This is a genomic window from Nocardioides lacusdianchii, from assembly GCF_020102855.1.
GTDB classification, from domain to species: Bacteria; Actinomycetota; Actinomycetes; order Propionibacteriales; family Nocardioidaceae; genus Nocardioides; species Nocardioides lacusdianchii.
Map to the genome: position 1 here is coordinate 195,633 of NZ_JADHZD010000008.1, position 12,453 is coordinate 208,085.

11 protein-coding genes are annotated in these 12,453 nt (G+C 71.4%); 1 reads left to right on the forward strand and 10 read right to left on the reverse strand.

The genetic code is table 11. From position 1 onward, the window contains the following. Positions 1-234 precede the first annotated feature (234 nt). Genes aspS through IRX98_RS13660 form a run of 3 tightly spaced genes read right to left on the reverse strand, consistent with a single transcriptional unit; the run spans position 235 to position 4,081 of the window. The gene (gene aspS / locus IRX98_RS13650; RefSeq protein ID WP_224277604.1) at positions 235-2,061 is read right to left on the reverse strand and encodes an aspartate--tRNA ligase; all 1,827 of its coding nucleotides are present in this window, start codon (positions 2,059-2,061) and stop codon (positions 235-237) included. Then, positions 2,058-3,410 (reverse strand): histidine--tRNA ligase, encoded by a 1,353-nt coding sequence (gene hisS, locus IRX98_RS13655; RefSeq protein WP_224277606.1) that lies wholly within the window; start codon positions 3,408-3,410, stop codon positions 2,058-2,060. Before hisS ends, aspS begins: the two co-directional genes overlap by 4 nt. Further along, positions 3,410-4,081, reverse strand: coding sequence for an MBL fold metallo-hydrolase (locus IRX98_RS13660; protein ID WP_224277608.1), 672 nt, complete (start codon positions 4,079-4,081; stop codon positions 3,410-3,412). Before IRX98_RS13660 ends, hisS begins: the two co-directional genes overlap by 1 nt. A gap of 113 nt (positions 4,082-4,194) precedes the next feature. Here IRX98_RS13660 and IRX98_RS13665 point away from each other — a divergent pair, with 113 nt between their 5' ends. Further along, entirely contained in the window at positions 4,195-5,457 is a 1,263-nt protein-coding gene (locus IRX98_RS13665) for a DUF349 domain-containing protein (RefSeq protein ID WP_224277610.1), read from the forward strand. 5 nt (positions 5,458-5,462) lie between these two features. On the opposite strand, the gene IRX98_RS13670 is transcribed toward IRX98_RS13665, so the two are convergent. The 7 genes from IRX98_RS13670 to IRX98_RS13700 all read right to left on the reverse strand — a co-directional run bounded on the left by IRX98_RS13670 (position 5,463) and on the right by IRX98_RS13700 (position 12,136). Then, positions 5,463-7,745, reverse strand: coding sequence for a RelA/SpoT family protein (locus IRX98_RS13670; RefSeq protein WP_224277612.1), 2,283 nt, complete (start codon positions 7,743-7,745; stop codon positions 5,463-5,465). A gap of 59 nt (positions 7,746-7,804) precedes the next feature. Continuing rightward, the gene (locus IRX98_RS13675; protein WP_224277614.1) at positions 7,805-8,353 is read right to left on the reverse strand and encodes an adenine phosphoribosyltransferase; all 549 of its coding nucleotides are present in this window, start codon (positions 8,351-8,353) and stop codon (positions 7,805-7,807) included. After that, positions 8,346-8,639: a preprotein translocase subunit YajC gene (gene yajC, locus IRX98_RS13680; protein WP_224277616.1), complete on the reverse strand. Its 294-nt coding sequence runs from the start codon at positions 8,637-8,639 to the stop codon at positions 8,346-8,348. The genes IRX98_RS13675 and yajC overlap by 8 nt, the downstream gene beginning before the upstream one ends. Positions 8,640-8,705: 66 nt before the next feature. Then, on the reverse strand, positions 8,706-9,806 hold the full coding sequence (gene ruvB / locus IRX98_RS13685) for a Holliday junction branch migration DNA helicase RuvB (RefSeq protein ID WP_224277618.1): 1,101 nt from the start codon (positions 9,804-9,806) through the stop codon (positions 8,706-8,708). A gap of 13 nt (positions 9,807-9,819) precedes the next feature. Then, the gene (gene ruvA, locus IRX98_RS13690) at positions 9,820-10,419 is read right to left on the reverse strand and encodes a Holliday junction branch migration protein RuvA (protein ID WP_224277620.1); all 600 of its coding nucleotides are present in this window, start codon (positions 10,417-10,419) and stop codon (positions 9,820-9,822) included. Further along, the gene (gene ruvC, locus IRX98_RS13695) at positions 10,416-10,946 is read right to left on the reverse strand and encodes a crossover junction endodeoxyribonuclease RuvC (protein ID WP_224277641.1); all 531 of its coding nucleotides are present in this window, start codon (positions 10,944-10,946) and stop codon (positions 10,416-10,418) included. The genes ruvA and ruvC overlap by 4 nt, the downstream gene beginning before the upstream one ends. Positions 10,947-11,167: 221 nt before the next feature. After that, positions 11,168-12,136 carry a type IV toxin-antitoxin system AbiEi family antitoxin domain-containing protein gene (locus tag IRX98_RS13700; RefSeq protein WP_235745625.1) on the reverse strand — a complete coding sequence of 323 codons (969 nt, stop codon included), beginning with the start codon at positions 12,134-12,136 and terminating at the stop codon, positions 11,168-11,170. Positions 12,137-12,453: the final 317 nt, after the last annotated feature.

Consider the following 12,453-nt stretch of genomic DNA (forward strand, 5'->3'; position numbering starts at 1 on the left):
CCCGCACCGCATGGACGATCACCGACGGGTAACGATCCAGTTACGACGCGTTCACCCCCGCCGCGCGGTGAAACCTGCGCCAGTGGAGCGCGTGCACGGAAGAACCTGTCACCAGCGGTGGCCGCGACGCTCGTCCTTGTGGCGTTCGACCCCGTACGCCGACGGCGCCCGCCCCGACCGCGGTGGCGGTCGGCGCGGGCGCCGTCGTGGTGGTGCGGTGCGCGGGCGTGGCTGTCAGGCCGGGTCGGACCCGTCCTTCTCCGGCTCGTCCTTCTCCGACTCGTCCTTCTCCGGCGTGGCGTCCACGCCGGCCTCCTTGCGCTGCTCGGGCGTGATGGGCGCGGGAGCGGCGGTGAGCGGGTCGTAGCCGCCGCCCGACTTGGGGAAGGCGATGACGTCGCGGATCGAGTCCGTGCCCGCGAGCAGCGCCACGATGCGGTCCATGCCCACGGCGATGCCGCCGTGCGGCGGGGCACCGAACTTGAAGGCGTCGAGCAGGAAGCCGAACTTCTCCTGCGCCTCCTCCTCCCCCAGGCCCATCACCGAGAAGACACGCTTCTGGATGTCACCGCGGTGGATACGGATGGACCCGCCGCCGAGCTCGTTGCCGTTGCAGACGATGTCGTAGGCGTAGGCCAGCGCGCTGCCGGGATCGGTGTCGAAGGTGTCGACGAACTCGGGCTTGGGGCTGGTGAAGGCGTGGTGGACCGCGGTCCACGCGCCCGCCCCCACCGCGACGTCACCGCTGGCGACCGCGTCGGAGCTCGGCTCGAACAGCGGCGCGTCGACGACCCACGTGAAGGCGAAGACCGAGTCGTCGAGCATGTCGCCACGGCGGCCGATCTCGAGGCGGGCGGCGCCGAGCAGCGCACGGCTGCTCTTGGCCGGACCGGCGGCGAAGAAGATGCAGTCGCCCGGCTGGGCGCCCACGTGGGCGGCGAGGCCGTCGCGCTCGGCGTCGGTGAGGTTCTTGGCCACCGGCCCGCCGAGCTCGCCGTCCTCGGCGACGGTGACGTACGCCAGGCCCTTGGCCCCGCGCTGCTTGGCCCAGTCCTGCCAGGCGTCGAACTGGCGACGCGGCTGGCTGCCGCCGCCGGGCATGACGACCGCACCGACGTAGGGGGCCTGGAAGACCCGGAAGGTGGTTTCCTTGAAGTAGTCGGTGCAATCGACGAGCTCGAGGCCCATCCGGAGGTCGGGCTTGTCGGAGCCGAACCTCGCCATCGCGTCGGCGTACGTCATCCGCGGCAGCGGCCGCTCGATGGTGTGGCCGGCCTGGGCCCACATGGCCTCCAGGACGTCCTCCATCAGCGTGATGACGTCCTCCTGGTCCACGAAGCTCATCTCGATGTCGAGCTGGGTGAACTCGGGCTGGCGGTCGGCGCGGAAGTCCTCGTCGCGGTAGCAGCGCGCGATCTGGTAGTAGCGCTCCATGCCGCCGACCATCAGCAGCTGCTTGAACAGCTGCGGGCTCTGCGGCAGGGCGTACCAGCTGCCGGGCGCCAGGCGCGCGGGCACGAGGAAGTCGCGGGCGCCCTCGGGGGTGGAGCGGGTGAGCGTGGGCGTCTCCACCTCGACGAAGTCGCGGGCGTCGAGCACGTCGCGCGCAGCCTTGTTGATCTTGCTGCGCAGGCGCAGGGCGGCGTTCGGGCCGGAGCGGCGCAGGTCGAGGTAGCGGTGCTTGAGCCGGGCCTCCTCGCCGACCTCGCCGCCCTTGTGGCCGGACGCGTCGTCGATCGGGAAGGGCAGCGGCTCGGACGTGGACAGGACCTCGACGTCGGTGGCGACGACCTCGTAGTGCCCGGTGGCCAGCTGCGGATTGATGTTGCCCTCGGAGCGCTCGACCACCTCGCCCGTCACCTTCAGGCAGAACTCGCTGCGGAGCGGGTGCGCCACCTCGGGGTCGCGGATGACGACCTGGACGACACCGGATGCGTCGCGCAGGTCGATGAACGCCACGCCGCCGTGGTCGCGACGGCGCGCCACCCACCCGGCGAGCGTGACGGTCTGGCCGACGTGCGCAGGCAGCGTCAGGGCGCCGGCGTCATGGGTGCGGATCACTTGGGGGTCTCCTCAGATGTGCTGACTGTGTTGATGGTCGGCCGGAGGTCTGCCTCCGGCGGGGCCCAGGTGGCGGGGTCGGCGTCGACCTGCTCACCGGAGCGGATGTCCTTGACCTGGTTCGTCCCGTCCGCCTGGACGAACCAGACGAAGGGGATGCCGCGCCTCTCGGCGAAGCGGATCTGCTTGCCGAACCTCGCCGGCTCCGGGGCGACCTCGCAGGCGATGTCGCGGGCGCGCAGTGCGGCGGCCACCGCGGTGCTGGCGGCGCGGTCGTCCTCGGTGTTGAGCGCGACGAGCACGGCGCTCGGCACCGGTCGGCTGCCGGACAGCACGCCGTCGGTGAGGAGCGGGATGAGGGTGCGCGAGACGCCGAAGGAGACGCCGACGCCGGGATAGGTCGTACGCCCGTCGCTGGCGAGCGCGTCGTAGCGCCCTCCCCCGCCGACGGACTTCAGGCGCTCGTAGCCCTCCATGAAGATCTCGACGACGGTGCCGGTGTAGTAGTCCAGGCCGCGCGCGATGCGCAGGTTGGCCTCCACGCCGACGCGGTCACCCGCCACTGCGCGGCAGCCCTCCACCACGGCGGCGAGCTCGTCGAGGCCCTGGTCGAGCAGCTCGTCGCTCACCCCGAGCGCGCGGACCTGCTCGACGAACGAGGTGTCCTGCACGCGGATGGTGGCCAGCTCCAGGCACCGCTGCGCCTGCTCGGGCGTGGTGCCGACGCGCTCGACGAGCAGCTTGGCGACCTCGGCCTCGGGGAGCTTGTCGAGCTTGTCGATGACGCGGATCGCCTCGGTGACGTCGTCGATGCCCAGGCCGCGGTAGAAGCCCTGGATGAGCTTGCGGTTGTTGAACTGGAAGGACACCCGCGGGATCGGCAGCCGGCCGAGCGCGTCGACCATCACCGACATCACCTCGACGTCGTGGTGGAAGGGCAGCTCGTCGCGCCCGACGATGTCGACGTCGGCCTGGGTGAACTGGCGGTAGCGGCCCTCCTGCGGACGCTCCCCGCGCCAGGCCGGCTGCACCTGGAAGCGCCGGAACGGGAACTGGAGGTGACCGGCGTGCTCGAGGACGTAGCGCGCGAAGGGGACGGTGAGGTCGAAGTGGAGGCCGAGGTCGGCCTTCGCGTCGGGCTCCGCCGCGATGCGCTGGAGGACGTAGATCTCCTTGTCGACCTCGCCGCCCTTGGCCAGCCGCTCGATCGGCTCGACGACACGCGTCTCGATGTTGGCGAAGCCGTGCAGCTCGAAGGTGCGCGAGACCGACGCGATGACCTCGCGCTCGACGGCACGCTGCGCAGGCAGCAGCTCGGGGAACCCGCTCAGCGGGCTGATCTTGCTCATCACAGGTCCTGGAGATAGGGGTTCGTGGCGCGCTCGCGCCCGATCGAGGTCTGCTCACCGTGGCCTGGCAGCACCACGATGTCGTCGGCCAGCGGCAGCACCTTGTCGGCGAGGCTGCGCAGCATCGTGGCGTGGTCGCCGCCGGGCAGGTCGGTGCGACCGATGGAGCCGGCGAACAGCAGGTCGCCGGAGAACATCACCTCGGAGACGTCCTGCTGGGCGTACGGCGAGCGGAAGGTCACCGAGCCCTCGGTGTGGCCCGGGGTGTGGTCGACGACGAACCTCAGGCCGGCCAGCTCGAGCTCGGCGAGGTCGGCGAGCTCGCGTACGTCGTCGGGCTCGGCCCACGAGTAGTCGCCGCCGAGCAGCATCTGGGTGGTCTCGGGGCTCATCCCCGCCATCGGGTCGCTGAGCAGGTGGCGGTCGGCCGGGTGGACCCAGGCGGTGGCGTCGTACGTGCCGGCGACGGGCGCGACGCACCACATGTGGTCGACGTGGCCGTGGGTGACCAGCACACTGACGGGCTTGAGGTTGTGCTCGCGCACCACCTGGGCGACGCCCTCGGCGGCGTCCATGCCAGGGTCGATGACGACGCACTCGGACCCGGGACCCGTCGCCACGACGTAGCAGTTGGTCCCCCAGGGCCCGGCGGGGAAGCCGGCGATGAACACGGGCGTCAGTCCTTGCTTGTCTCGCGTGTCGGTGGTCGGTGGGGCGTGGTGGTGCCCGCCTCGGGTGGGAAGCCTACCGAGGCCGCTGCGGGCCATGACTACGATGGGCGACCATGAGCGCCGACAAGCAGTCCCGAGACGATTCGGCCCCCGCTGAGATGCCTTGGGGTCGGGTGGCCGAGGACGGCACCGTCTATGTCCGCACCGCCGACGGGGAGCGCTCCGTCGGCTCCTACGAGGCCGGCACGCCCGAGGAAGCACTGGAGTTCTTCACCAAGCGCTTCGACGAGCTCGAGGGCAAGGTCCACCTCCTCGAGCAGCGCGTCGCGTCGGGCCGCCTGGCCCCCGAGGAGGCCGCGTCGTCGGTGAAGTCGCTGCGCGAGCAGGTCGTCGACGCCCACGCGGTCGGTGACCTCGTCTCCCTCGCCGCGCGGCTCGACGCGCTCGGCCCGGTGATCGCCGTGCAGCGCGCCGCCCGCAAGGAGGAGCGCGCGCAGAAGGCCGCGGAGTCCAAGGCGGAGAAGGAGAAGCTGGTCGCGGAGGCCGAGAAGCTCGCCGCCGGCACCGACTGGCGCAACGGCGCCAACCGCCTGCGCGACCTGCTCGCGACGTGGAAGGAGCTCCCCCGCCTCGACCGCGCCACCGACGACGCGCTGTGGCGCCGCTTCTCCACCGCCCGCACGACCTACACCCGCCACCGCAAGGCGCACTTCGCCGAGGAGCACGAGCGCCGCGACTCCGCGCGGGTCATCAAGGAGCGGCTGGTCAAGGAGGCCGAGGCGCTGTCGGGCTCCACCGAGTGGGGTCCCACGGCCGGCAAGTACCGCGACCTGATGCGCGAGTGGAAGGCCGCCGGCCCCGCCCCCCGCGAGGTCGACGACCAGCTCTGGCAGCGCTTCCGTGGCGCGCAGGACACGTTCTTCGGTGCCCGCGACGCGACCAACGCCGCGCTCGACGAGGAGTTCGCCGCCAACGCCGTGGTCAAGGAGGAGATCCTGGTCGAGGCCGAGAAGCTCGTCCCCGTCACGGACCTCGAGGCCACCAAGAAGGCCTTCCGCGACCTCGCCGACCGCTGGGACGCCGCCGGCAAGGTGCCGCGCGACCGGATGAAGGACCTCGAGGGCCGCATGCGCAAGGTCGAGCAGGCCATCCGTGCGGTCGAGGACGAGCAGTGGAGCCGCAGCGACCCCGAGAAGTCCGCGCGCGCCGACGACATGATCGGCAAGCTCGAGGCGGGCATCGCGGACACGCAGGCCAAGCTCGACAAGGCCTCCGCCGCCGGCGACACCAAGCGTGCCAAGGACCTCGAGTCCGAGCTCGCCAACAAGCAGGCCTTCCTCGACATGGCGCGCAAGGCGGCCGCCGACTTCGGCTGAGCAGGTCAGCTCGTGACGCGGTAGGCGTCGAACACGCCCGGCACGGCGCGTACGGCACGCAGCACGCCATCGAGGTGGGCGGCGTCGGCCATCTCGAAGGAGAACCGGCTCTTGGCCACCCGGTCGCGGGTGGTCGAGAGGGTGGCGCTGAGGATGTTCACGTGGGCGTCGGACAGCGCCATCGTGATGTCGGAGAGCAGCCGCGCCCGGTCGAGCGCCTCGACCTGGATGTTGACCAGGAAGGTCGACTGCGACGTCGGCGCCCACTCGACCTCCAGCACCCGCTCGGGCTGGCCCAGCAGGCTCGAGGCGTTGGTGCAGTCGCGGCGGTGCACCGACACTCCCCCGCCCTTGGTCACGAACCCCAGGATCGGGTCGGGCGGCACCGGGGTGCAGCACTTGGCGAGCTTGACCCAGAGGTCGTCGACACCGGGGACGATGACGCCCGAGTCGGTCGGGGCGCGCTTGGCGCGCGAGCGGCCGGTGATCGTGACGGCCTCGGACATGTCCTCGGCCGCGCCGTCGTCGCCACCGTGCAGGTCGATGACGCGGCGTACGACGGCCTGGGCGCTGAGGTTGCCCTCCCCGACAGCGGCGTAGAGCGCGGAGACGTCCGCGTGGTGGAAGTGCTCGGCCACCAACGCCAGGACGTCGTGGGTCATCAGGCGGGTGAGGGGCAGGCCCTCCTTGCGCATGAGCTTGGCGATCTGGTCCTTGCCGTGATCGATCGCCTCCTCGCGCCGCTCCTTGGTGAACCACTGGCGGATCTTGGAGCGGGCGCGCGGTGACTGCACGAAGTTGAGCCAGTCGCGCGACGGGCCGGCCGTCGGGGCCTTGGAGGTGAAGACCTCGACCACGTCGCCGTTGTCGAGGGTCGACTCCAGCGGCACGAGGCGGCCGTTGACCCGCGAGCCGATCGTGTGGTGGCCGACCTCGGTGTGGACGGCGTACGCGAAGTCGACGGGGGTGGCGCCCATCGGCAGCGGGATGACGTCGCCGCGCGGGGTGAAGACGTAGACCTGCTGCTGGTTCATCTCGAAGCGCAGGGACTCCAGGAACTCGCCCGGGTCCTCGACCTCGCTCTGCCAGTCGAGGAGCTGGCGCAGCCAGGTGAGGTCGTCCTTGTCGCCGAGGCGGTCGGTGTCGACGCCGGCCTTGGAGTTCTCCTTGTACTTCCAGTGCGCCGCGACGCCGTACTCCGCGCGACGGTGCTGGGCGAAGGTGCGGATCTGCACCTCGACCGGCTTGCCCTGCGGGCCGATCACCGTGGTGTGGAGCGACTGGTACATGTTGAACTTCGGCATCGCGACGTAGTCCTTGAAGCGCCCCAGCACGGGGTTCCACCGCGAGTGGATCACGCCGAGAGCGCTGTAGCAGTCGCGGTCCTCCTCGACGAGGATCCGGATGCCGACCAGGTCGTAGATGTCGGAGAAGTCGCGACCGCCCACGATCATCTTCTGGTAGATCGAGTAGTAGTGCTTCGGGCGACCGGTGACCTTCGCGGTGATGCGCGCGCTCTTGAGGTCCTCCTCGATGTCCTCGACCACCTCGGTGAGGAACTGGTCGCGCGACGGCGCCCGCTCGGCGACCATCCGCACGATCTCGTCGTAGATCTTCGGGTGCAGCGTGGCGAAGGCGAGGTCCTCCAGCTCCCACTTCAGCGTGTTCATGCCGAGGCGGTGCGCGAGGGGGGCGTAGATGTCGAGGGTCTCGCGCGAGGAGCGCTCCTGCGAGGCCGCCGGGACGTAGCGGAGCGTCCGCATGTTGTGCAGGCGGTCGGCGAGCTTGATGACCAGCACCCGGATGTCGCGCGACATCGCCACGATCATCTTGCGGATCGTCTCGGCCTGCGCCGAGGCGCCGTACTGCACCTTGTCGAGCTTGGTCACGCCGTCGACCAGCACGGCGACCTCGTCGCCGAAGTCGGCCCGCAGCGCGTCGAGCGTGTAGGGGGTGTCCTCCACCGTGTCGTGCAGCAGCGCGGCGACCAGGGTCGGCTCGGTCATGCCGATGTCGGCGAGGATCGTGGTGACCGCGAGCGGGTGGGTGATGTAGGGGTCGCCGCTCTTGCGCATCTGGCCGGTGTGCCACTTGTCGGCGACCGCGTAGGCGCGCTCGAGGAGCGCGAGGTCGGCCTTCGGGTGGTTGGCGCGCACGGCGCGGAAGAGCGGCTCCAGGACCGGGTTCGACGAGGGCGGCTTGGTGCCGACGCGGGCCAGGCGCGCACGCATGCTGCGCGCTGTCAGGGGCGCCTTCGGCTCCTGCGTGGGCACCTGCTCCTCGGCCATCACCCCAGTCTAGTGAGCCCCGTGGCGCAGCCGTGCGCCGACGACCCCCGTGAGCGCCCTCAGACGGTCAGCAGGGTGGAGATCGGGAGGTCGCCGGTGACCGCGCGCGGGTCGAGGAAGGACAGCTCCATCAGCACCGAGGCGCCGGTGGCGACGCCGCCGCAGGCCTCGATGAGCTGGCGGGTGGCCTCGACGGTGCCGCCGGTGGCGAGCACGTCGTCGACCATGAGCACCCGCTCCCCCGCGCCGATGGCGTCTCGGTGGACCTCGAGGATCGCCTCGCCGTACTCCAGCGAGTAGGAGACCGCGTGGGCCTCGCGCGGCAGCTTGCCGGCCTTGCGGACCGGGACGAAGCCGATGCCGAGCGCGAGCGCGACGGGCGCGGCGAGGATGAAGCCGCGGGCCTCCATGCCCACGACCTTGTCGACCACGACGTTGCCGTGGTCGTCACGACCGGCCGCGGCGAGCGCGGTGATGATCGCGGAGAAGGCGTGGTGGTCGGCCAGGACCGGGGTGATGTCCTTGAACGTCACGCCCTTCTCGGGCCAGTCCGGCACGTCGACGGTGAGGCGCTCCAGCGCCTCCTGGGCCGTACGCCGGTCAGGCATCGCCGGGCTCGCCCGGCTCGACGGCCACGGGCTGGTCGACCTTGGCGATCGCGGCGCGCGCGATCTCGATGGTCGTGCCGTTGGTGATCTCGAGGTGGGCCCGGTCATCCGTGAGGGACACGACGGTGCCGAAGATGCCGGACGACATCATCACGCGCTGCCCGACCTGGATGCTCTCCTGCAGGCGCACGACCTCCTTCTGACGGCGCTGCTGCGGGCGGACCACCATGAACCAGAAGAGGGCGAGGATGGCCACCAGGGGGATGAGGGCGGCGATGTCGTTCACGGTCGGGGCTCTCCTGAGGAGTGGGGGACGGAGCGCGTGGAGTCTACGCGGCGCCCACCCGGGGCCTCACACGTCGTCGAACAGCGTGGAGTCGACCGTGGGCATCGCGGGCGGCGTGAGCCCGAGGTGGTGCCACGCCGCGGGCGTCGCGACGCGTCCGCGGGGCGTACGGGCGAGCAGGCCACTGCGGACCAGGAACGGCTCGGCCACCTCCTCGACGGTCTCGCGCTCCTCGCCGACGGCGACGGCGAGGGTCGAGATGCCGACCGGTCCCCCGCCGAAGCGGCGGCACAGCACGTCGAGGACGGCGCGGTCGAGGCGGTCGAGCCCCGACTCGTCGACCTCGAAGAGCTCGAGCGCCGCCTGCGCCACGGGGAGGGTGAGCACGCCGTCGGCGCGGACCTGGGCGTAGTCGCGGACCCGGCGCAGCAGCCGGTTGGCGATGCGCGGCGTGCCGCGCGAGCGGGAGGCGATCTCGCTGGAGCCGTCGACGGTGAGGTGCACGCCGAGCAGCCCGGCCGAGCGGTGCACGATCTGGTCGAGCTCGTGGGGCTCGTAGAACTCGAGGTGGGCGGTGAAGCCGAAGCGGTCGCGCAGCGGGCCCGGCAGCAGGCCCGCGCGCGTGGTGGCGCCGACCAGGGTGAAGGGCGGGATCTCCAGCGGGATCGCGGTGGCGCCGGGGCCCTTGCCGATGATCACGTCGACCCGGTAGTCCTCCATGGCCATGTAGAGCATCTCCTCGGCCGGGCGCGACATCCGGTGGATCTCGTCGACGAAGAGCACGTCGCCCTCGTTGAGCCCCGACAGGATGGCGGCCAGGTCGCCGGCGTGGGTGATGGCCGGACCGCTGGTGAGGCGCAGCGGGGTGCTCATCTCGGCGGCGATGATCATCGCGAGCGTCGTCTTCCCGAGTCCCGGCGGACCGGAGAGCAGGACGTGGTCGGGCGCCCGGCCACGGCGGCGGGCCGCCTCGAGGACGAGCCCGAGCTGGTCGCGTACGCGGACCTGCCCGACGACCTCGTCCAGGGTCTTCGGACGCAGCGCCGCCTCGACGGCACGCTCGTCGCCGTCGGCATCGGCGTCGGTGAGCCGCTGGAGGTGGCCGATCTCGGCCTGGCTCAGCGCGACGTCGTCGTAGGTGTCCTCGTCGGTGTCGTCCCAGTTCATCGGCGCGGGGTCCTCACGCCTTGCTCAGCGTGCGCAACGCGGCGCGCAGGAGGGCGCCGACGTCGGGCATCTCCCCCGCGTCGGGCGCGACGGCCTCGACAGCCTTCTCGGACTCCTTCGCCGACCAGCCGAGGCCGACGAGACCCTGCTGGACCTGGTCGCGCCACGGCGCGCCAGCCGGGTGAGCGGCGGGCGAGGGATGGACGCCGACGGGAGGACCGATGCGGTCCTTCAGCTCGAGGATGATGCGCTGGGCGCCCTTCTGGCCGATGCCGGGGACCCGGGTGAGCGCCTTGACGTCCTCGGTCGTGATGGCACGGCGTACGTCGTCGGGGCTCATGACCGCGACGATCGCCTGGGCGACCTTCGGCCCGACCCCGGAGGCGGTCTGCACGATCTCGAAGACCTGCTTCTCGTCGTCGTCGAGGAAGCCGAAGACGGTCAGGCTGTCCTCGCGGACCACCATGCTCGTGGGCAGCGTGGCCTGCCGGCCCACCCGCAGCGTGGCGAGGGTGCCGGGGGTGCACATCAGCTCGAGGCCGACACCGCCGACCTCGAGCACGGCGCTGTTGAGCGTGACGGCGGCGACCTCGCCGCGGACGAAGGCGATCATCGGGTCCTCACAGGTCGTCGGTTGGCGGCCACGGCGGCGTCGAGGCGGGACTGCGCACCGCCGCGCCACACGTGGGTGATGGCCAGGGCCAGTGCGTCGGCGGCGTCGGCGGGCTTGGGGAGCTCGGTCAGGCGCAGGATGCGCACCACCATCGCGCCGACCTGCGCCTTGTCAGCGCGGCCGTTGCCGGACACGGCGGCCTTGACCTCGCTGGGGGTGTGCAGCGCGATGGGCAGTCCGCGCCGTGCGGCGACCACGAGGGCGATGCCGCTGGCCTGGGCGGTGCCCATGATGGTGCTGACGTCGGAGCGGGCGAAGACACGCTCGACCGCCACCGCGTCGGGGCGGTGCTCCTCGATCCACGCGTCGAGGCCGCGCTCGATGCTGACCAGCCGCTCCGCGATCGGGAGGCTGGAGCTGGTGCGGATGACGCCCACGTCGACCATCGTCAGGGGGCGCCCGACGCTGCCGTCGACGACGCCCACGCCGCACCGGGTGAGACCGGGGTCGATGCCGAGCACCCGCACGCTGTCCCACCTCGTCCCGTCAGTCCGTCCGAACACGTGTTCGTGTGCCCACGCTAACCCGCCCCGGCGGTGGGGCCGGGGACGACACGCGGCGGGGCGTCGGCTCTGCGGGCTTCGGTCCGGTCCGGGCGCCGGCTCCGCTGTAACGCCGGGTTAGGTGCTGTACCCACTCAGATATATCCAGGTGGGTATAAGCACCAACCCGGCGTTACAACGGGCGGTCAGCGCCGGTGCACTCGGTAGGGCGCGAGGTCGTCGACGTTCGTTCCGAAGCGCGCGCACGTGTCGGCGTACTCGCGAGCCGCCCGCGCGAGCGCCGCCCGACGCCCGCTGAACAGGTCGACGTACGTCAGCCGCGAGCCGCCCAGCTTGAAGCCGGTCAGGAAGTCGTGCCGACGCTTCTCCTCCGCCAGGACAGCATCGGGCTCCTTTCCGCTGGGATTGCCGAGCGGGTACTTGAACAGTCCGTCGGCCTCGAAGAAGTGCCGTCTGACGCAGAGGTCGGCGAACGCCGTGGTGTGCCCGTCGGTCAGCCCGAACTGGAGCTCGGGCCGGCCGATGCCCAGCTCCAGCACGAAGTCGCGCACCAAGGACTCGAGGTAGCTCTCGGCGCGGCGGTCGGCGTGCTCGATGCACCACCGCATGCACCGGCTGTGCGGCCAGCAGCCCATCGTCGACAGCACCTCGAGCAGCGCCGACCGTGACACCCCCGCCCGGAGCGCGGAGTCGCAGGCCGCGAGCCCGTGGGCCCGTCCGTGCTCACGGACCATGTCGAGAGCCGTCCGCGCGCGGTCGAGCACGACCAGACCATCGATGGTCAGGGTGTCCGTGGCTGCGTAAGGCGCGAGGTGGTGCTTCACCCCCGCTCGGACGGCGTCGCCGTGCACCTTGGGCCGACTGACGTGGACCAGCGCCGTGCGCGGGTCCGGGGCACCCATTCCGAGCACGATCGCCGACGAGTCGTGGCTGAACGCGTACGTCGGCGACGCGAGCGTCATCGCGGCCGCGCGGATGCGCATGACCGGACGCTGGCGGTATTCGTCCAGGGCCGCCCAGGCGTCGCTGTCGACGTACACGCCATGTCGGATCCGGCGGAGGCTGCCGGCACGAAGGAGGCTGCGGACGTCGTTGGCCGTCAGGCCGGCCGCACGCAGCTGGCGCGCGGCAATGAGTCCGTGCTGGGAGTCCATGAGGGAGACGGTCGGCAAGTACATGCCAGCCGAGCATCGAGGTGGTCACCGACGCACGGGCCGCGGCACAGCACTCGCCTGTGGACAGGCGCGGAGGCGGGGCTGTTGTGGACGATTGCTGGCCCGCCCAGCCCCGCTGTAACGCCGGGTTAGCAGCTGTACCCACCCGGACATATCCAGGTGGGTACAAGGCAGGTTCAACCGGTCGATGCAACACCGGGTTGTTGAAGGGAGCGTAGCTGCTCCTCGAAGACCTCAGCCGGCGTCCTCCAGCCGAGGATCTTGCGGGGCCGATTGTTGAGCGCGTGAGCGACGGC